The 19,580-nt window shown below is 43.1% G+C and carries 16 protein-coding genes; 10 read left to right on the top strand and 6 right to left on the bottom strand.

Annotated elements, in window-relative coordinates; all coding sequences use genetic code 11:
* Nucleotides 1–16 precede the first annotated feature (16 nt).
* Nucleotides 17–973: a calcium/sodium antiporter gene (locus tag KTG14_RS10495; RefSeq protein WP_216970899.1), complete on the bottom strand. Its 957-nt coding sequence runs from the start codon at nucleotides 971–973 to the stop codon at nucleotides 17–19.
* Nucleotides 974–1,298: 325 nt separating this feature from the next.
* Here KTG14_RS10495 and KTG14_RS10490 point away from each other — a divergent pair, with 325 nt between their 5' ends.
* Nucleotides 1,299–1,754, top strand: coding sequence for a hypothetical protein (locus KTG14_RS10490; RefSeq protein WP_216970898.1), 456 nt, complete (start codon nucleotides 1,299–1,301; stop codon nucleotides 1,752–1,754).
* Between the two features lie 234 nt (nucleotides 1,755–1,988).
* Here the strand turns inward: KTG14_RS10490 and KTG14_RS10485 are convergent, their stop codons facing one another.
* The 3 genes from KTG14_RS10485 to KTG14_RS10475 all read right to left on the bottom strand — a co-directional run bounded on the left by KTG14_RS10485 (nucleotide 1,989) and on the right by KTG14_RS10475 (nucleotide 4,162).
* Nucleotides 1,989–2,582 carry a hypothetical protein gene (locus tag KTG14_RS10485; RefSeq protein ID WP_216970897.1) on the bottom strand — a complete coding sequence of 198 codons (594 nt, stop codon included), beginning with the start codon at nucleotides 2,580–2,582 and terminating at the stop codon, nucleotides 1,989–1,991.
* Nucleotides 2,583–2,758: 176 nt separating this feature from the next.
* On the bottom strand, nucleotides 2,759–3,280 hold the full coding sequence (locus KTG14_RS10480) for a hypothetical protein (protein ID WP_216970896.1): 522 nt from the start codon (nucleotides 3,278–3,280) through the stop codon (nucleotides 2,759–2,761).
* 171 nt (nucleotides 3,281–3,451) lie between these two features.
* Nucleotides 3,452–4,162: a hypothetical protein gene (locus KTG14_RS10475; protein WP_216970895.1), complete on the bottom strand. Its 711-nt coding sequence runs from the start codon at nucleotides 4,160–4,162 to the stop codon at nucleotides 3,452–3,454.
* A gap of 747 nt (nucleotides 4,163–4,909) precedes the next feature.
* Here KTG14_RS10475 and KTG14_RS10470 point away from each other — a divergent pair.
* The 3 genes from KTG14_RS10470 to KTG14_RS10460 all read left to right on the top strand — a co-directional run bounded on the left by KTG14_RS10470 (nucleotide 4,910) and on the right by KTG14_RS10460 (nucleotide 9,746).
* Entirely contained in the window at nucleotides 4,910–6,949 is a 2,040-nt protein-coding gene (locus KTG14_RS10470) for a glycosyltransferase family 4 protein (RefSeq protein WP_216970894.1), read from the top strand.
* Nucleotides 6,939–8,240, top strand: coding sequence for a glycosyltransferase (locus KTG14_RS10465; RefSeq protein WP_216970893.1), 1,302 nt, complete (start codon nucleotides 6,939–6,941; stop codon nucleotides 8,238–8,240). The genes KTG14_RS10470 and KTG14_RS10465 overlap by 11 nt, the downstream gene beginning before the upstream one ends.
* 168 nt (nucleotides 8,241–8,408) lie before the next feature.
* Nucleotides 8,409–9,746: a uracil-xanthine permease family protein gene (locus tag KTG14_RS10460; protein WP_216970892.1), complete on the top strand. Its 1,338-nt coding sequence runs from the start codon at nucleotides 8,409–8,411 to the stop codon at nucleotides 9,744–9,746.
* Nucleotides 9,747–9,973: 227 nt separating this feature from the next.
* Here the strand turns inward: KTG14_RS10460 and KTG14_RS10455 are convergent, their stop codons facing one another.
* Nucleotides 9,974–10,243, bottom strand: coding sequence for a LapA family protein (locus KTG14_RS10455; protein WP_216970891.1), 270 nt, complete (start codon nucleotides 10,241–10,243; stop codon nucleotides 9,974–9,976).
* A gap of 481 nt (nucleotides 10,244–10,724) precedes the next feature.
* Here KTG14_RS10455 and KTG14_RS10450 point away from each other — a divergent pair, with 481 nt between their 5' ends.
* The 6 genes from KTG14_RS10450 to KTG14_RS10425 all read left to right on the top strand — a co-directional run bounded on the left by KTG14_RS10450 (nucleotide 10,725) and on the right by KTG14_RS10425 (nucleotide 17,629).
* Nucleotides 10,725–11,978: a DUF1572 domain-containing protein gene (locus tag KTG14_RS10450; RefSeq protein ID WP_216970890.1), complete on the top strand. Its 1,254-nt coding sequence runs from the start codon at nucleotides 10,725–10,727 to the stop codon at nucleotides 11,976–11,978.
* A gap of 533 nt (nucleotides 11,979–12,511) precedes the next feature.
* Complete coding sequence (locus KTG14_RS10445) at nucleotides 12,512–12,760, top strand: acyl carrier protein (RefSeq protein ID WP_216970889.1); 249 nt, start codon at nucleotides 12,512–12,514, stop codon at nucleotides 12,758–12,760.
* A complete protein-coding gene (locus KTG14_RS10440; protein ID WP_216970888.1) occupies nucleotides 12,753–14,144 on the top strand; it encodes an AMP-binding protein in 1,392 nt (463 codons plus the stop codon). The genes KTG14_RS10445 and KTG14_RS10440 overlap by 8 nt, the downstream gene beginning before the upstream one ends.
* Nucleotides 14,145–14,269: 125 nt before the next feature.
* Nucleotides 14,270–15,721 (top strand): MBOAT family O-acyltransferase, encoded by a 1,452-nt coding sequence (locus tag KTG14_RS10435; RefSeq protein WP_254178103.1) that lies wholly within the window; start codon nucleotides 14,270–14,272, stop codon nucleotides 15,719–15,721.
* Nucleotides 15,722–16,089: 368 nt separating this feature from the next.
* Entirely contained in the window at nucleotides 16,090–16,995 is a 906-nt protein-coding gene (locus KTG14_RS10430; RefSeq protein WP_216970887.1) for a hypothetical protein, read from the top strand.
* A gap of 160 nt (nucleotides 16,996–17,155) precedes the next feature.
* Nucleotides 17,156–17,629, top strand: coding sequence for a DinB family protein (locus KTG14_RS10425; RefSeq protein WP_216970886.1), 474 nt, complete (start codon nucleotides 17,156–17,158; stop codon nucleotides 17,627–17,629).
* A 192-nt stretch (nucleotides 17,630–17,821) separates the two neighbouring features.
* Here KTG14_RS10425 and KTG14_RS10420 read toward each other — a convergent pair whose 3' ends face one another.
* Entirely contained in the window at nucleotides 17,822–19,279 is a 1,458-nt protein-coding gene (locus tag KTG14_RS10420) for an amidase family protein (RefSeq protein WP_216970885.1), read from the bottom strand.
* Between the last annotated feature and the right edge of the window lie 301 nt (nucleotides 19,280–19,580).

Genomic DNA, 19,580 nt, shown 5'->3' with positions numbered 1-19,580 from the left:
TTTTTATTCGTCCCGGTTAATTCCGAACAATGATAAAGGCTAAATAAACGATGTAGATGGCGGCCAAGAGTCCGCCTTCGATTCTCGAAACCGTGTACTTGGTTCTGGAGAGAACCATCAGCAAAATGGTCACGGCGATCATCAGAAAGATGTCCGTAAAGATTTTCGAGTCGACGGTTAACGGGTGAATCACGGCCGAAGTGCCCAATACAAAGAAGATGTTGAAGATATTGCTGCCGATGATATTCCCTAAAGCGATGTCGACTTGTTTTTTCAAAGCGGCCGTTATGGAAGTGACCAGCTCGGGAAGGGACGTGCCGACCGCTACGATCATCAAGCCTACCAAGGTTTCGCTCATCCCGAGTGAAAGGGCGATCTGGACACTATTTTCGACCACGAGGCTACCGCCGAAAATGATGCCGGCAAGCCCGCCAATCGTTAACAGCGAATTTTTCAGCCAGTTTTTGTTCGCGGTGTCAGCGTGCGTGTCTTCGCTATTCCGGCGGTCTTTACGTGCCACTTCGAAGATATAATAAAGAAAGATGGCAAAGAACAGCAACAGCACAATGCCTTCAGTTCTCGTGATGAGGTTGCTGTCCAAGGATTGGAGCTGCTGGTCGCTGATCAAGACGAGCAATGCCACGGCGCTGAGCAAGGCGAACGGGATCTCTTTACGAATCGTGTCGCTCTGGACCATCAACGGGAAAACGAGCGCAGTGACTCCTAAGATGAGCGTGATGTTGAAGATATTGCTGCCGACGACGTTCCCAATCGCGACTTCACTGCTTCCTTCAAAGGCCGCAATAAAGCTGACGGAAGCTTCCGGCGCGCTTGTGCCGAAAGCGACGACGGTCAAGCCGATCAATAACGGCGAGACTCTCAAACTTTGCGCTATTTTTGACGCTCCTTCTACAAAAAAGTCGGCGCCTTTGATTAACAGCGCGAAGCCGACCAATAATAAAACGTAAGTCATCAGGCATCACTTCCTTCCTGTTTTTCTGTTTCTATGACTTGATCCTTTCTATGACCATACCCTTTAAACGAGTTTAAAACCAATGAAAGTCGACACCTTTTAGCGGGATGATGTTGGAAATAAAGGATCCAATACGCTGTCTTTTATTAGTTTAAATGGATGGGAGGATTGAGCCGTTCCGGAGAAATAAAATTTAAACAAGGAGCAAGCAGAACTGCGTGATAGAATAACAGGTAGTGGAACAGCAAAATAAACGGAGTTGCCTTGTCTAATCGGAAGTGCAGCATTCATAAATGATAGATGAGTTGAAAGGATGGATAGCAAAATGAACAAAATGGTCGAACAGAAAATGAACGAAATGACAGAGGTCTTTAACAGCCTGCCGAATTGCCGGGTTGAAACGAGTGAGGACGGACGGATATTGATCTTGAGCGATAACCCGGTTCCTTGGAGTGACGTGATTGAGAAGAGGGACGCGCACTCGGAATATAAAATCGGATCCATCACGCCTCATAAAGCGGCGCTCGGCCTCTATATCGATTTCCCGCATAATCTATTGGATATCGACCGAGTGGAAGACATCGTCGATCCCGAGATCACTTTGACGTATTATGAGCCAGGCACCAAGACTTCAACTGCGAAAAGCTGGTGGCGGTTCCGATCGGACGAGAAATTCGACAGCCTCCATATGGTTTTGAGAAAGACCGAGCTGGAGTTATATGATTTCACGAGGGACGACTGGGTTGGCTTGATGGAGGAGATTACGGCTATTCATGAGTGATTGATAGCTTAGCTGAATGGCAAAAAAATTCGTAACAAAAGCGAAACTAGCATCCTGAGCAAAAAACAGTTTTAAACGATTTTCTTAATTGGAATCAATTGAACATATAAGAACACCAATCCCAAGTATGCAACGTTCTTGGAATCGGTGTTCTTTTTTATACAGAAGGCGGAAGTATCCCAAGTTTTGCCACTCCATGGGAACATGTTCATAACACGTTTATAAAGGAAACGCCTATACAAAGTCTCTTTCAATGGATTGTATAGATTTCCCTGTGTTCTTTGAGACAAACTTATGAATTTCCTTTAAGTTATCTTCCTTAATTAACTTTTTGTACGCATTAAGTTTTCGGTCATAGCCCTCAAAATAGTTGCTGATAGTAGTGGGGCTATTAAATAGAAGTAGATACTCTTGATAATCCATTATTTTTATTTTATCTTCGATTTGAAGCAATATCTTTTCCCAATCGTCTCTCCGTTTAGAATGGAGCGGTTTTTTGAGTACTAGTTCTTCTTTTTCTTCATTTTCAATTTGTGTAATGAAAGACTCGATTTCATTTTTATAGTTACTCAGTTGTAGTCTGTTTTGGTCGGATAACGTAGCTAGTATACTATTTTTAAATTCAGAATATCTTTTTTTCCTATAATGCTCTTTTTCAGCTGGATTATTCTTTCCATTATCGTAAGCTATCTTTATTTTTGCTGCGGCTGCGCCAACAAGAGGGGCAAATTTTATAATATTATCTTTGTTCTCTTTTACAAATTCAACTGCTTTAGGACCATGTTTTTTAGCGCCATTAACTATTAGCTTACCTGGTATTTTAGCCATTCCATACACCCGCTTCATTCTAGTTTTTTCTTGTAAACTGATGTTTCATTGTAAAACGAATTTCGAAAGATCCTGCCGAGATATTAGGAAGCATTCCGGAACTAACTTCAAAGTAATATTCTATAATAAATTCATGTAGTTATTAATATGATAAATGGAAAAAGGGAAACCATTTCTTATTCTGAAGAAACTGTAATATCCCCATATTTAAAGACTTCGTTTTCTTCCACATCTAATTTACTGGTCCATCTTAAACCTGATACTTCAGGAAGTAATGCCCTGTAATGACCCCAATTTAAGACATGTATATCTTGTATCTCTTTATCAGGAAAAGATGCAATGCTCTTGGAATTATACGCAGGCTTATGAGTGTAAATAAGCAGTCGCTCAGCTAAGTCGATATAAGTAGACCATATATCTTCAGTTAAAGGTTGAGTTCCATGGAGTCTTCCTATGTAAATTTTGTGATTATTTGAATCATTAGTATAAAGCCAATCTTCTTGTGATATTCTTTTGCCTAAAGTTTGATAATCTGCTTTACCTATATATAGCAGAACATCGTTTCCGTAAACAGGATGTCTTCCGTATACCTGATAGATCCCGTAATCTATATCTTCGTTCATAAGCTTAGAGAGCTCTGATAGTTTATATGAACCTTCCCACTGGATTTGTATTAATATCACTGGATTGATGGTCATTGAAAAGACTCCTTTGTGCGAAAGTTTATTTTTCTCGAAATTAATTTATTAGATCTATATATAGAAGTAACTAAATGAATTTGCGACTTTCTTCAATTTGCGTGCACTCCATTACTGAAGATGTGAAATAGTGGATTTGTTCGAGTATATTGATGGATATAGTTCGCTCTTTCAATTATTATTCAAAAATTCTTTAGTCTTTTGTTGTTCGCTTAAATAAATGTGCATTAAAGAATCAATAGCTACGAAGGTAACAAAAACTTCTTTAATAACATTCATCATTTGAGTAGGGAATAAAGTAAAGTTAACATTGGAAAAAGAAAGGAAATTATAGGAAATATAAATAAATATCATAAAAATATAAGTAAGTATCCTTGTGAAGTCTTTATTTGTATATTTGATTAGAGAGTTCTTAAATAATTTTGTCTCAAAAGTCAAAATGATGAACTTCATTATATTATTGCTTTTATATGCGAAGAAAAGAACCGATAATAAGCTTAGAATATAAACAATTCCTTGACTATACTGCATGAAAATAGGGTGAGCTTCTTTAAAACTGAGAAACAAGACAGAGGGTATAAGGTATATACCTAGAAACATTAGAATTGTTAATATAGGTGCACTAATATAATGAAAATAAATAAAACCAATAGCAGGGATAGATAAAATTTTTGTGTATATAAATGCAGCTACTTTGTTTCGTTCAAATATTTCATTAAGAAGAAAACCAGCTCCAATAAAGGTTAAAAAATAACCTATCCATATCTCTATAATAAAAATAAGTAGGATGTCATCAGCTATTATTGAATGATTAAAAAATAAATAACCCATAGCTATGAAAAAAAATCCGACAATCTTTCCAACTACTTTATTGAAAATCAACATATCACTTCCTAAAAAACTTAATGAAAAACATTATTCAACATACAAGACTAGCCGTTCCAAGCCAGCACCTTAAAATGTCTTGTTGTCGTTTTTTATAAATATCACTTCTACAGGAGCAGCTTTAAAAATTCATTTACTTTCCAGTTCATTTCTTTATCGCTTCAGTCAAAATATCTGGCTCTCATTCCGAACGGTATCTTTACATGTATTATATAAAATATACGGACAAAAAAGGTTTTGGTTTCAGCTATCGTAGCTCAAGATGGCAGTTCCAGAAACACTAATATATGGTTTTGAGAAAAACCGAGCTGGAGCTGTATGATTTCAAGAGAGACGACTGGGTCGGGTTAATGGAAGAGATCACGGCCGTTCATAATTGATGAGCAAGCCAGTCATATGACGGAACTGCAATAGCTTTTCTTCAAACACATAATAGATTTTCACACTTGCTGAATCAATCCGGCAGGTGTTTTTTTATAGTCCCGCACTCAACAAACGGCCTGAAAGAGTGAGGGAAAGTATGCTGTATCCTTTACGTCTAATGGGTTAGTTAACTAGGCAGTAAAAAGAAATTTTGTATAGGGAATGAAGTATATTTGCCCCTAATTGCTTCAATATTTTTGGCATTAATTGGCATCGATCGTTTTATTAAAAAGAATGAAGACGCGTCTGAGTATATAGTATCACCTCCTGTGGTATAGAATAGGAAGAAACTAATCTACTGAAAGCATCGGGGGATGAAAAATGAACAAGTTTATTGAGTTCAGAAATCGTGTTTATGACAATGAAAGTAATTATAATTATCCTCTCCAATTTTTAGATGAGTACTTAAATAACAGCAAAGCGATAAACTCCGATGAACAAAGAGTGGTCGAGCAAATTCGAACGATCAAGCAACTGGAGCTGAACAAGCAGCTAGGTGAAAAGGAAATAGATGCATTATTCTCGTTTTTGGGAGAGCATCTAACGACAGACCGCTTTATCGTAGATGTGGTTTTACATTTATTCAATGATGACAACAAGCAACTAGTGGAGAGAAAAATAAAAGACGTACTGGCAGACCAACAATCCGATAGCCAAAAGCTTTATCATGTTTTGGACCTTTGCATTGAATGTGATTTGGATATGTTAAGTGATAACGACATCTTAGTGATGCTCGAGAAATACGAAGTGGATTTAGAGATCGTTTCTATCGTACTGGACTATATCGATCGTTTTAACAAACAGGGATTTAAAGATGCTATCTACAAATTATTGGCCTCGGATTACCCGGAGAGCATAAAGATACAGGGAATCAATGTATTAATGAATTTGTATCCAACAGAAGCTGTTGATCAATCCTTTGTGAAGAACAGTATAAGAACTGAGAATAATAAAGTGTTTGTGGATAGCTATATGGATTTTCTCAAAACAGATTTTAATTTCGACAAGCAAGGCGTTTCCATTTTGCAGTCGATGTTTTATGGGGATTTTGAAGATAGCGGGAAAGGGAACAATGGAGGCTTAGCCGTCTTATTAAAATCTTTGGGTGAAGAGGTATCGAAAGATGATCGGATCTCTTATGTGTTTACGATTACAATCACTCAAGAATCAACTAAGCCCTTTATTAGCTTCCATGGCGATAAACACGTATTTATCCGGTTGCCGATCTATTTGGATCAATCTCGATCAGACAAGTTCATCAAAAGAGAGTTGTTTATCAAACGGCAGATAGCCAATTATTTAAAACGCTCAAACATACAGCCCGATGTCTTCCATATCCGTTTTTTGGACAACGCGTCTAAAGCGGTTGCCCATCTATCTAAAGAATTAAATAGCAAACTGGTCTTTACCCTAACGCCAGACCCGCACCGCAACATGTTTGAAGGATCGGGGCAGATAAAAGAACTTGAGTTTAACGAGCTTATTGAAAAACTGAACAAGATCAAAATAGGGGACGAATTAATCCACACAAGCGATGGAATCGTCGGCATCGGGAATGGAGACGTGAAAACGGAACTTGCGGTCTATTTCCCCCAATTTAAAGATGACGATGTAAACGGGAAAATCAAAATGATCGGCGAAGGCATCCAAACAGGCCAGCCAATTGATGTAGAAGACGTCGCTGCCCATTCAAATCGCCAAATTGAATGGAGTGAAGCAAATGAAGGTTTCTTTGAAAAACCTGTTATCTTAAACGTCGGGAGATTGGCCGTGTTAAAAGGGCAGATGGAACTGTTAAAAGCGTGGGCAAACTCCAAGCTTTCGGACACCCATAATCTGCTCATCATCGGTGGAGACTTAGAGCGGCCGAGTAAAGAAGAAGAAATGGTGATGGAGTTTTTCGAGGATTTCTTACAACAGCATCCCGAGTTCAAAGGCAGGTTCATCCATAAAGGGGCCATGTCAAATTTGGATATACGATCGCTTGAACGGAAGATCATTAAGAAAGACTTTGACTATCCCCATATCTATCTGTGCTCCAGTGTCAAAGAAGAGTTTGGCATCGCTATTTTAGAAGCGATGTCGATCGGATTCCTAACCCTGGGCCCGATCAAAGGCGGAGTGAAAAGTTATATGAAGAACGGCGAAAATGGATTTTTGATCGACACGAGCAACTGGGAAACGATTGCGAAAGAAACGGAAAGCCATCTGTATGATTCTGCGGTCGATCAAGAGGCAGTTCGAAAAATCCAAGCTGCAGGAAAAAAAACAGTAGAAGAAAACTTTTCGATTCAAAACATCTCCAATGAGTTTGCATCATTTTACGTGTCTGTAAAAGGAGAAAATGAAAATGAAGTATAAAAAAATCTTTGTGATCAGCCCACCTTTTTATTCGCATTTTAACCCGTTACTCGTGTTAGCCAAAAGTTTTCAAGATCATGGTGCAGAAGTGACAGTTGGCTGCAGTATCGAATTTAAGGACAAAATCTTGAAGGAGAATTTGAACTTTTACGAAATAGATATTAATTCAAATAAAAATACAGGGAAAGGTGAACACGCATTACAACCGGATACGGAGAGACTAAGATTGGAAGAATTTTTTGAATCGACCAAAAAAGGGGCAGCCGAAACACTGATCACACAGTCCCGCCACCGAAAGGCCGATATGCTTTATAATCCGCAAGAGCTGATCGACAAGATCAAGTTCATAGATGATTCCATGGATGTCGATCTCTATGTGGTCGATATATTGTCGTACTCGGTTACGCTTAGCTTGTATTCTTTAGGGTTGCCTTTTGTGACATTTTGTCCGCCTCATCCGAATACCATTCCAAGAGATGGACGGTATTTTAATGTGCCGAAAAGCTGGCCTGAGGCGATCACGGTCGAGGAAGAAGATTTGAGGATGTTAAAGCAAGTTTCCACCCAAACACAACGGGAATTTACGGAAGTCTTCAACAACATTATCAGTGAAAATAAGTCGGTTAAAAAAATCAGCAATGCGTTTAGCTTAGTTTCTGAAATCGCGGTGATCTACAACTATTTTGATTTCAACAACATTGAAGAAACTGACGAGAACCCAAAGGAATTATTCATAGGGAATTCATTCGAGGCGGTTGCCTTAGATGAAGAGTGGATGAAACGAATAGCAACCAACGAAAAGAAAATCATGATCAGTTTAGGGACTTTTTTATCGAACAGAAAAGACGTGCTGGAAAAACTCATCCTGTCGGCCAGAGAAAGTCATCCTGACGCGCTGTTGATCGTTTCGGCAGGCAGCCATGCGGAGGAACTTAAAAAATATAGCTCGCACAATACAATCATCGAAGGTTTTATTCCTCAAGTAGCGCTTATGCAATATGTAGACACCGTCCTCTTTCACGGTGGATGCAATACCTTGACAGAAGCGATGTACCACGGGAAAGAGATGGTCATCCTGCCATTCTCCAGCGATCAGTTTAATATTGCTTATGATATTGAAAAGCATAATTTAGGACGCGTGCTGGATCCGAATAATTTCAGCCAAGTAGAATTAGCAAAAGCATTGACTGAGCTAGAAGAGACCTCCAAAGACAATTTACGCTATTGGCGAAACGTCTCAAGAGAAAGAGGCGCAGATTATGCAGTGAAGAAAATATTGGAGATCGAATAACATACAAATATATAGGCTGACTAGTGAGTCGACATTCCGCAAAACAGCTGCGCTTTCCGCGGGTTCAGCGCTTCGTCCGCGGAAAGCGTTCGCATGGAGCGCAGAGTCCTATTTATCGAAGATGATAAGGTGGATTAATAACTGAATAAAATTGAAAAGAGGTGTTTTATGAAGGAAACAGTTGAAGCAGACACAAAGGTGAAGAATACGAGTAAATACGATGTGGATGGGGTCCCGCCATTAAAAGAAGCAATTCCTTTAGGGCTGCAGCATATCTTTGCGATGTTTTTAGGAAACGTGGCGGTCCCGATTATCATTGCGGGTGCGGTCGGCATCACCGGAGCGGATTTAACGATCTTAATTCAAAGTGCCATGGTGATGGCTGGGATTGCGACGATCATCCAATGTTACCCAATATGGATGGTCGGGGCACGGCTGCCGGTCGTGATGGGGACAAGTTTCGGATTTCTGCCGACCAATCTCGTCATCGCCAGTTCCTACGGCATAGGCGGATTATTGGGCGCCAGCTTGATCGGCGGTTTGTTTGGCGGCGCTTTAGGATTCTTCATCAAGAAAGTAAGGCGATTCTTTCCGAAAATCGTCACCGGTACAGTTGTTCTGACGATCGGTTTGTCTTTGTTGCCGACAGGTATTGTCTCGATGGCTGGAGGCAGTGGGTCCGAAAGTTTTGGCTCAGCTAAAAACTGGCTAGTGGCTTTACTGGTATTGGCCATTGTGCTGTTTCTCAATCGATATGCAACGGGAATGGCGAAAACTTCCTCTATTTTAATTGGCATTATTATTGGATATTTGGTGGCTTTGCCACTGGGGATGGTCGAATTTACGGCCATGAGAGAAGCGAGCTGGTTTTCCGTTCCGCAACCGTTTTATTTTCCAATAGAATTTTACTGGGGAGCCATCCTCCCTATGATGATTATGTTTATCGTGACATCTGTTGAGACTGTTGGAGATGTGACCGCCATGACGACTGGGGGAGCCGGGAGAGAACCGACAGAAAAGGAGCTTTCCGGTTCCGTTATAGCTAATGGTTTTACGTCTTCTCTGGGAGCGATTTTCAACTCGCTGCCCAACACGTCTTTTAGCCAAAATGTAGGGATGATCGCATTTACCAAAGTCATGAGCCGTTATGTCGTAGCTGTTGGCGCCGGGTTCTTAATCTTGGCTGGACTCATTCCTAAGGTTGGCGCATTGATTTCGACCATGCCGCCAGCCGTCATTGGCGGGGCCACGGTCATTATCTTTTCTCAAATTACCTTAACGGGTATCGCGATATTGACTTCCGAGCCTTTAAATGAAAGAGCCAAGATTATCATTGGCTTGTCTTTGGTCTTTGGGATCGGCTTAAGTCAAGTACCCGATGCGATGAATGGGTTTCCGGAAGTTATCAAGTTATTATTCGGTGGGTCCGGCATCACCATCGCCTGTTTTGTGGCGATCGCATTGAACTTGATCATTCCAGAGGAGTCAACGAAAGAAACCGCATAGACGAAATCACGCTCAGCAACAATAACGCAAAGAAAAGGCCGTATCCGGCAAGCTAAATGCTTAGCGGATACGGTTTTTGTCTGTTCAATTTGGTGTTATTGCTAAAAAAAACAGTCCTCCTTCAAAAAGGAGGGCTGTGCCTAGTGTGATCGGCCTGTTCCAAATGCCTATCTCTTTTGCCTCGGTTCAGAATTTTTTAAAGGATCCTATTGGCCAGCGATAAAAAATTAAGAAGCAGAGGCATTTTTCTTCGGTTTAACGGGCTTGCCTTTTTGTGCAGCTTTTTTGTCCTTCTGCAAAGAGTAGATTTTGGCAAGCGCTACCGACCCGCTTAACAGGAATCCCATCAAAGCAGAAACCAGGATGACCAGGATAAGTGGCCAATCCGCAGTGCCGAAAACGAAATTGACAGGCACGGTGTCCACATTGACCACTGCGAAAATGGTAATCAAGACGGCGAACACAAACGCGAGCAACACGAGCGACTGAAGTTTCATATGCGTACCCTCCTTTTAAAATTAATGTGGTGAAAAGGAACAGGATTTCGTAGGTTATGTAATGTTCCGCACTTCGTGGGTGGCGGAAAAGGTGTTCAGCGCATATGAAACTGGTTGGCTCGCTGTTATGAGGAGGTGCTGCGACAGGATTGTTCTACTAAAATATAGCTGTATTGTACACCTTTATTTCTATTAAATCATCAAAAAGGTACTATTTTTTAATGATATAAAAGGTGTTGCTTACTTGATGATTCCACAGGCTCTTTTTGAAATTCACCAAAAAGAATTCAGCAGAATCAGTCTGCAGAAACGAAATGGATGGATTCTGTCTTTTCACATGGAGTTAACTATTCATCATGTAAACAGCCATAACTTTATTTCAGCTGGTGAACAGTCTTAAGGAGACTCGAAAGCTTCTTTCTATCCTTTATGGCAATTTCTTTAGTAAAATATGAAATACCAAAGAAATGAGGCATAGTTAATGGAATATATTTATCTCTTGATTGCGGCAATCGTAGTGATATTAGTGGGCGTCTTTATTTATTTCAGGAAAAATAAAGAAGTACCTGTTCAAATAGAAGAAACACCTAGTGAAAGTGTGGAAGAAGAGATAGAAGTTGAGGAACCCGAGCCGGAAGACGACGACAGCCATTTGAACCCGGTCGTGACGGAAGTGGAAGACGCGGAACTCGTTAAGAGCGGCTACAGGCAGATCGAGATCCCTGCTAATATGATTCCTGTTATCGCGGAGGCCTTGAAAGACGGAGCGATGATTTTCCATCAAAGCCGGACGTTTCGCGTGCAGTTCAGCCCGGAAGTGGTGAAAGGCTTGAAGGATAAGAGCATGACGCTCATTGAGAGGGTCAACGGAAAGGGCTATATGCCGGCGGTGAAAAAAGATGGCGTGAAAGGGATATACGAGCAAGCGGTCTTGGTGAGACGAGTGAACCCTGGGCTCTTGGCCCATGCCAGCATGAGCCTGTTGACGACGGTGGTCGGCCAGCAGCAACTCATGGAAATCCAAAGTTCCTTAAAGAGCATGGAGAAAAAACTCGAGACGCTCATCCAACACCGCGAACACGATTTTGCAGGGAAGATTGACGCGCGCTTCGGCTATTTCAAGGAAGTCATCGAACGCTTCCGGAGAAACGGTGTCACACTCGGCGGCGTGGAAGACGCGGAAATCGAAGGCTTTTACACGGCGACGCTGCAGGATTTGAAAGTGCTGACGAAAGATTTGAAAGCAATCGTCGCGAGTGTCGAAGGTTTGAAAGAGCACGAAACGTTGCGGAAATGGGGAGAAGGCCCGGTGAAAAAGGAGTACGAGCAACTCATCAGGCGCTTTAACGCCAAGCAGGAATTACTGTTGTTGAATGTGCAGTTTATCCAGGAATGCTACGAGCCGTATCTGCGGACCATCCGGAATTACGGGGAAGCCGACGTGAAATCGCAAACTTTGGCCGAGATCGTAGCGGAGAATCATGCATTGATCCAAAGCATTGAAGAGAAAGTGAAAAGCATCGAAGAAAACTATAAAGTGAAGATTAACTTCGGCCTGAAATCCTTAAAGTACCGCAACTTGGAAAGCTTGAAAGAACTGGCGCCTGTGAAGATTAATGAGCAACAAGCTTCGGAGCAAGAGGTACCTTCTGAAGTGTTGGTTGAAGTGACAGAAGATGATAAGGCGTATGCGTATGTGCCGCGGTCCCTGTGCACCACACAATTCTGCGGATAAGAACCTTGCTGTAGAGGATTTTGTGTAACGTGATGCCCCTGTGCAAGACACAATTCAGGAGAAATGAATAGTACCGAAAACCACCCTCTACCGGAGTAACGGCAAATGCCGCTCGCTCGGTAGAGGATATTTTTTATACATCAAATCCAGTGAGATTCTAAATTTGGTGTGTTACGTTTTCGAGTGGCTTGCTTATAGGAATGCAGGAATTCGATTGTGTGTACTTCACGGAATGACTGCCCATGTGACCTCTAATTTTTCACATAATGAGGCCTCGATTTCGTGCGTAAAAAAGTGGGATTCCGACCCTCTCCGAATCTTTAACTCAGATTTTCCATTGACATTTCTCCTTGCATATTTATAATTGACTGTGATAATCATTTTCAATTAGAGGTTTGTAGTGTATTTTCAGGAAGAGCGAAAGACAGTAGCTGTATATGCAAGTCGCCATTGCGATGTCGAGGGTATACCTAAAAACAAACAAAAGCTTCCTGCATAGGCAAGTGATACTAACGAGTGAAAGGAAGTAAACAATGAAAAATATCGAAAAATATAGAAATGCATTTATAGAAGCGTTGGAATTGGACGAAAATGAGACCTTGGAAGAGTTAGCGTTGGGCGAGTCAAGCGAATGGGATTCACTTGGCCATATGATTCTGATTTCTACGTTGGAAGAGGCTTTTGATGTTTCAATAGATGCGGATGTGATGACTGAATTCGATTCTTATCAAACCGGAATCGATTTATTGACCCGCTTAGGAGTAGACTTCGCCAATGAATAGCTTCAAAAAAATCGAGCAGTTCGGGAACCGTTCAGCTATATATGCGGAACGGGAATATTCTTATGCCGAAATGGCGGAAATTGCTGATGCGATCTGCGCTCAAGTAGGGGAAAGAACGCTCGTTTTTTGTTTGTGTTCAAATAATAAAGAGTCTTTATTTGGCTACGTGGGCTTTATTCGAGGCGGTGTTGTGCCGGTCCTGTTGGATGCCTCTATCCAGGCCGAGCGGCTGCAAAGGCTGATTGCCCTTTATAAGCCTGCATACATATGGGCGGAGAGTGAAAACCAGCACCTCTCCAACGCAATGGATCATTCGTTTGTGTATGGGGATTATGCTTTATTCAAAAATCCGGAAAGTTTCCAACAGGAGCTTGATGAACATCTTGCGCTGCTTTTGACTACTTCCGGAAGTACCGGCAGCCCCAAATTTGTCCGTTTGAGTTATGGAAATATTTTCAACAACGCTGAATCGATAGCGGAGTATCTTGACATCGAGCCAGACGATAAACCGATCACCACGCTGCCGATGAATTATTCTTACGGCCTGTCGATCATCAATAGCCATTTCATCAGAGGGGCGACGGTCATTGCAACGGATGCCTCCATCTTGAAAAAAGAATTCTGGGATTTGTGCAAAGAGCAACTCGCCACCACTTTTGGGGGCGTTCCGTTCGTCTACGAGATGCTTGATCGGCTGAAGTTTGAAGCGTTTGATCTGCCAAGTTTAAAAACATTGACGCAAGCAGGCGGGAAATTAAACCCGGAGTTGGCGTCCAAGTTTGCGGAAGTATGCAATGAAAAAGGGATACGTTTTTTCACCATGTACGGCCAAACGGAAGCGACGGCACGGATGAGTTATGTACCTTATGAAAAAAACCAGGCCAAAGCCGGAAGCATCGGAATTGCCATCCCGGGTGGAGAACTGATGCTCCAAGATGAAGAGGGCAACAAGATTACAGCGCCCCATGTAAACGGCGAGTTGGTCTATAAAGGGGCGAATGTTTCGTTAGGGTATGCGGAGTCGCTAGCGGATCTTTCGAAAACAGATGACAATGGCGGCGTGCTGCACACAGGCGATCTGGCTTATGTGGACGAGGACGGGTATTTCTATATAACCGGGCGCATCAAACGGATCATTAAAGTTGCCGGAAACCGTATCAGCCTGGATGAAGTGGAAGCGCTTCTAAGCGAGCATGGCCATGACTGCATCTGCAGTGGGAAAGATGACCGAATGCATGTGTACACATTAAAGGAAGACCGTGTTCAAATTAAAAAAATAATAAAGGAAAAATTAAACTTAAAGGGCGTTGAGGTGACGAAGATTCAGGAAATCCCGCGTAACCAGTTTGGGAAAATACTTTATGCCGAGTTGCCTGAAGGATGATCACCTGACCCGTCACAGGAGAGGATGCATGGGACACCATTTTAAAGGCGGAAACAGGGTGTATTCAAGGCACTTGTGTCTCTCGTTTATGAAAAATCTTAAGTTTATTTTGATCAGGTGATTGGATGACGTTTATCTCAATTGAGTTTCTCTTATTTTTTGCCGTAATTGTTTTCACTTATTATTCCATCCCGCATCGTTGGCGGTGGATTCTTTTACTGGCAGCCAGTTACAGTTTTTACGCGAGTTTGAATAGCTATTTTGTCCTGCTGTTGCTTGCAAGCACGGCGTTCTCTTATGTGACGGGAATTATCATTGAAAAACAGGAGACCAAACAGCAGAAGAAACGGGTCATGCTGGCCGGCATTTGCGTATTATTGTTTATTCTCGGATGGTTTAAATATTTTAATTTCGTCAATGACTCGGTCCGGGCCATTGCCATCTACATGAATTGGAATTATGGCGTCCCTTATCAGGAAATCGTGATGCCAATAGCTATTTCTTTCTATACTTTCCAGGCCGTCAGTTACCTGGTGGACATCTATAAAGGAAAGCTCAAGGCGGAACGGCATTACGGTTATTTCTCCATCTATTTTGCCTTTTTCCCGCAATTGGTGGCAGGCCCGATTGAACGCGCCAAGAAATTGCTTCCCCAATTCAAAGTGGAACAGACATTGAAATATGAAAATCTAAGCTATGGAATGAAGCGGATCGCTTGGGGATTTTTTAAGAAAACCTTGATTGCGGATCGGCTGGCGCCGATTGTTGCCAGTGTTTACAACAGTCCTGATGCGACCGGTTCCGAAATTGTGCTGGCGACGATCCTGTTTTCGATCCAATTATACGCCGATTTTTCGGCACTCAGTGACATCGCTATCGGCTGTGCACGAATTTTGGGAATCAAATTGACGGAAAACTTTAAGCAGCCGCATTTTGCCGTTTCGATCGGGGATTTCTGGAATAGATGGCATATTACGCTTTCCACATGGCTTCGCGACTATATCTTTATCCCCCTAAGCAAAGGGAAAAAGAAGAGAAGTGAAATTTACCTGGTCATTGTGATTACTTTTTTAGTAAGCGGCATTTGGCACGGAGCCGCTTGGACTTTTGTATTGTGGGGCTTGATTCATGGATTCTACCGTGTTTTTGGAGATCATACAAAGCATGTTCGCGGGAAAATGGCGTCGTTTACGCGGCTGGATCAGAGTCCGTCCTTGCATAAATGGGTAAAAATCGCCATCACATTCTTGCTGGTTTGCTTTTCCCGGGTTTTCTTCCGCTCGAATAGCGTGGCCGAAGCATTTGAAAATGCACAGCTTTTCCTGACGCCATACTCGTGGAGGCCAGCTGGACTGATCGATGCGCTTCAACTGTTCTCGTTGCTGGATTTAATGATCTTCAGTTTCTTCTTTGTTATTGTTCAATTGTTCCACTATATCGAGAGAAAAAACACTTCGACCTGGGACTGGCTGTCGCAACGCCCGGCGTTCACCCGCTATGCCGTATATGTGTTGATCGTTGTCTCTGTCCTTATATTCGGTGCTACAGGCCAAGGGTTCGTGTACGGCGGATTCTGATCCAGCCACGCCACAAAGCACCAAGTGGCCAGCCCGTTTGGAGTCTGTATTCCCTTATTCATTTTAAAACGACTCTATCGATCGCATGTATATAGAAATTCGGCTTGCGAGCCAATCCATATTCACCCGCTATGCCGTATATGTGTTGATCGTTGTCTCTGTCCTTATATTCGGTGCTACAGGCCAAGGGTTCGTGTACGGCGGATTCTGATCCAGCCGCGCCACAAAGCACCAAGTGGCCAGCCCGTTTGGAGTCTGTATTCCCTTATTCATTTTAAAACGACTCTATCGATCGCATGTATATAGAAATTCGGCTTGCGAGCCAATCCATAAATTGAAAAAGAACTACTGTATCGAGAGGATTTGCCGTGAAACGTTTATTCATTAAATTAGCAATTATCATGACTGTGGCTTTGCTCGTGTTTATACCCGCCAATAATCTTGTGAAGCATTCCCGGAGTTACAATATCAATGAGGACATATTGGCGTTCAAGAAAGATCCGCATCCGGTTGACATCATCAATCTGGGTGCGTCTCATTCCATGTATGGGTATTATTTTAAGCCGACGGGGCTGACTCATCTGGACTTGGCACTGCCTTCCCAGACAATTCAATACGATTTCAAATTGCTGAAAGAGTATGGCAAGTACCTGAAACCGGATGGTGTCGTCCTTATATCGATTTCGCAAATCACGTTCGCAAATGCTGAAATTGAGAACGTAGAAAATTATTATGAAATTCTGGACCATTCCCAAATTGAGCCGTTTCGGTTAACGGATTATTACAGATACTTGTACTTTCCTGGGACACAAAGCGAAAGTTTTACTTCTGCGCTGTCGAGTGAAATGAAAGAACTCAAATGGGATTCCCATCAATCCTGGGCAAATGACGGAAAAAACTATGCGGCCAGAAAGTACGATTATGTGGAAGAGTTGTACAGAGCAGCAGAAGAAGAAAATTACTTCGAACAAAATTTGGAGCAATTAAAAGAACTGCTGGATTATTGTCAGGAGAACGGCTACCAAGCAGTAATGACGATGGAGCCGGTGCATCAGACGTACGAAACATATTTCGATAAAGCAAAGATGGACAAGTATGTTTTTCAGTACTTAGATACTTTGGAAACAGATGTCCCTTTTCTAAACCATATGAACGATCCACGATTCGCGGACAATAAAGACTATTTTATCGACTCCGACCATTTAAACAGTGAGGGAAGAAAAAAGTATTCCTGGATCATTTATGAGGAGCTCAAGGAATTAGGCTATTTTTAAAAGAAGACTTTCTCGCGTTCGAGTAAACCGTGAGAAGAGTCTTCTTTTTTCTATTCATTTGAAGCCATTGATGCTTTCAAAAACACAATGTTTTCATGAGGGCTGAGGCAGGTAAGGATAAGGAAAGACAGTTTTAGATACTTCGGCAAGGGGGAGTTTGTTGAACAGGCAATTTTTCCAGAACGGCTTGCATGGAAAAGACGCAAACGTCGATACGGCAATTGTTTTTAATGGTGTGGATTGGCAGCAGGCAGGAAAGAAACCGGCGGGGTTCCCCCATACGGTTTGGGAGTTATTGTTTCATATGAATTATTGGCAAGATTACATGCTGGATCGGTTAACTGGCAAAATATCCACAAGCCAGAATGCGGATGAAGAATCCTGGCCGGCTATACCGTCGCCTGAGAGTGAAGACGAATGGAATTCAGCTGTGGCGCATTTCCTGCAAGGGATCCAAAAAGCCGAACAGCAGGCGGGGAGAGACTTGTCGGAAAAAGTGGTGGAAGGAAAGGAAGAGACCCGGGCTGACTGCCTGCAGACAATCGTCTTGCATAACACATATCATGCGGGACAAGTGGTGTTTGCGCGGAAATTCCTCGGTGACTGGCCGCCTCCGACTGATGGCGGCAGCTGAATCGTTTCGTTAAAGATACCTCTAACGCGAGAAGAAATGATTTTATAAGAAAATATAGCTTTAATACCCATTATGAAGCACTGGCTGCGTTTGTAGATTCAAAGCTAATGCCAATGAAAACACCCTCTGCTGAGCGCCCGGCATTTGTATGCTGGCGTTTTAGTAGAGGGTGTTTTTTCGTGTCTATGAAGTTTAGTACGATTTCAAATCTGGTGCGATCCGTTTCTGCGTTGCTTGCTCGTAAGAATAAGCCAGTTCAATCAAACGCGCTTCGCTGAATGCCTGGGCGCTGAACGTTACGCCAACCGGGTGGCCGTCTTTCGTGTAACCAGCCGGTACCGTAATGGATGGATACCCCGCTCGTGCTGGTTTCGCTGCGCCGCGGTTGTTTTGGAATAACAATGCGTCGAGTTGATGTTCTTTCATGACAAGATCGATGCCTTCAGTCGTGGAAGAACGCCAGTCGATTTCGCGATGCTCCAAGTATGTTGCATCGTTTGGATCGTCGCTTAAGCTTTGCGCTTTCTCCAGTTCCGCCTGGCCGAATTTCATGCGGCGCTCAGGGTCTTGCTTGTTGAAGGCGATGACATCCGCGAGCGATTTGACCGGCACGTCTTCAGGTGTAGTCGCAAGGTAGTCGTTGACGCCGCGCTTGAATTCATACCACAATACGTCCGACTCGAACTCCTGCTGGGGAATCGCCAATTCGACGACGGTGGCACCGAGTTCTTTGATTTTCTCGATTGCTGCGTCCATGATGGCGCGTTCTTCCGGTGCTTCGTTGTTCAAAAACCATAGGTCGACCCCGATGCGTGCGCCTTTTAAGCCGTCTGTTTTGAGATGCGGCGTGTAATCGGTGAGTGAGCATGCGGCGCTCCCCAGTGTCGCCGGGTCCTGTTCGTCGACGCCGGTCATCGCGCCGAGCAAGATTGCGGCGTCCGCCACAGTGCGCGCCATCGGTCCAGCGGTATCTTGGCTTTCAGCGATCGGGATGATGCGCGAGCGGCTGATGAGCCCGACGGTCGGCTTGATGCCGACGATGGAGTTGGCGCTTGATGGGCTAAGGATCGACCCCGAGGTTTCAGTGCCGACACCGACCACCGCGAAATTCGATGCGATCGCAGCACCCGTTCCAGAACTCGAGCCGCCGACGTCTTCAGGTTCGAAGATATCGATGCCGTACGGATTTTTCACTTGGCCGGCAAGTGAGCTATAGCCGCTCGGGCCGTCTTGCGACATGAAATACGCCCATTCACTCAAATTTACTTTGCCGAGGATGATGGCGCCGGCATCGCGCAATTGCTTCGCCACGAAAGCATCGACTTTCGCGAAATTGTGTTCAAGTGCAATGGTACCGGCAGTGGTCGGCATCGGGTCTTTCGTTTCGATATTGTCTTTTAGTAACACGGGAATGCCGTAGAGCGGGCCTTGGCCGTCCTGGCCGCGTTGTTCGTCCAGCTCGGCTGCGATTGCCAACGCGTCTGGATTGATGGCGCGGACGGAATTGATTTTCGGCCCGTTTTGATCGAGTGCTTCGATCCGGTCAAGAAAGGATTGGACCAATTCGACGGACGTCAGTTTTTGTTCGCGGAATGCTTGTTGGATATCTTCAATGGTGGCTTCGATCAATTTGAATGTGCTTGTTTCCATATGTAGGCTCCTCACTAGTTTGATGTACTTTCTTTAATTGTACATGAATTCCTAATTTTGCATAAAGTTTTGATTCGTATCCCTGTGCACGACACAATTCTCCAGGTGAGAACCTTGTGGTGATAGGGTTTGTGTGTAGCGACGTCCCTGTGCATCACACAATTCGGCATCGCTAAAGCAATATTTCAATAACTGGAATAAAGTCCTATTTTTAAGAATTAATCCTTTTGCCTACTTCGGATTACGAAATATTCTGTTATATTAAGAGCTGATAATAAAAATTTCAAGGTGAAGGGATGTT

Origin of the sequence: Planococcus sp. CP5-4_YE (assembly GCF_019042655.1) — a bacterium.
In the GTDB taxonomy this organism is placed as follows: domain Bacteria; phylum Bacillota; class Bacilli; order Bacillales_A; family Planococcaceae; genus Planococcus.
This window is presented reverse-complemented; position numbering and strand designations above follow the sequence as displayed.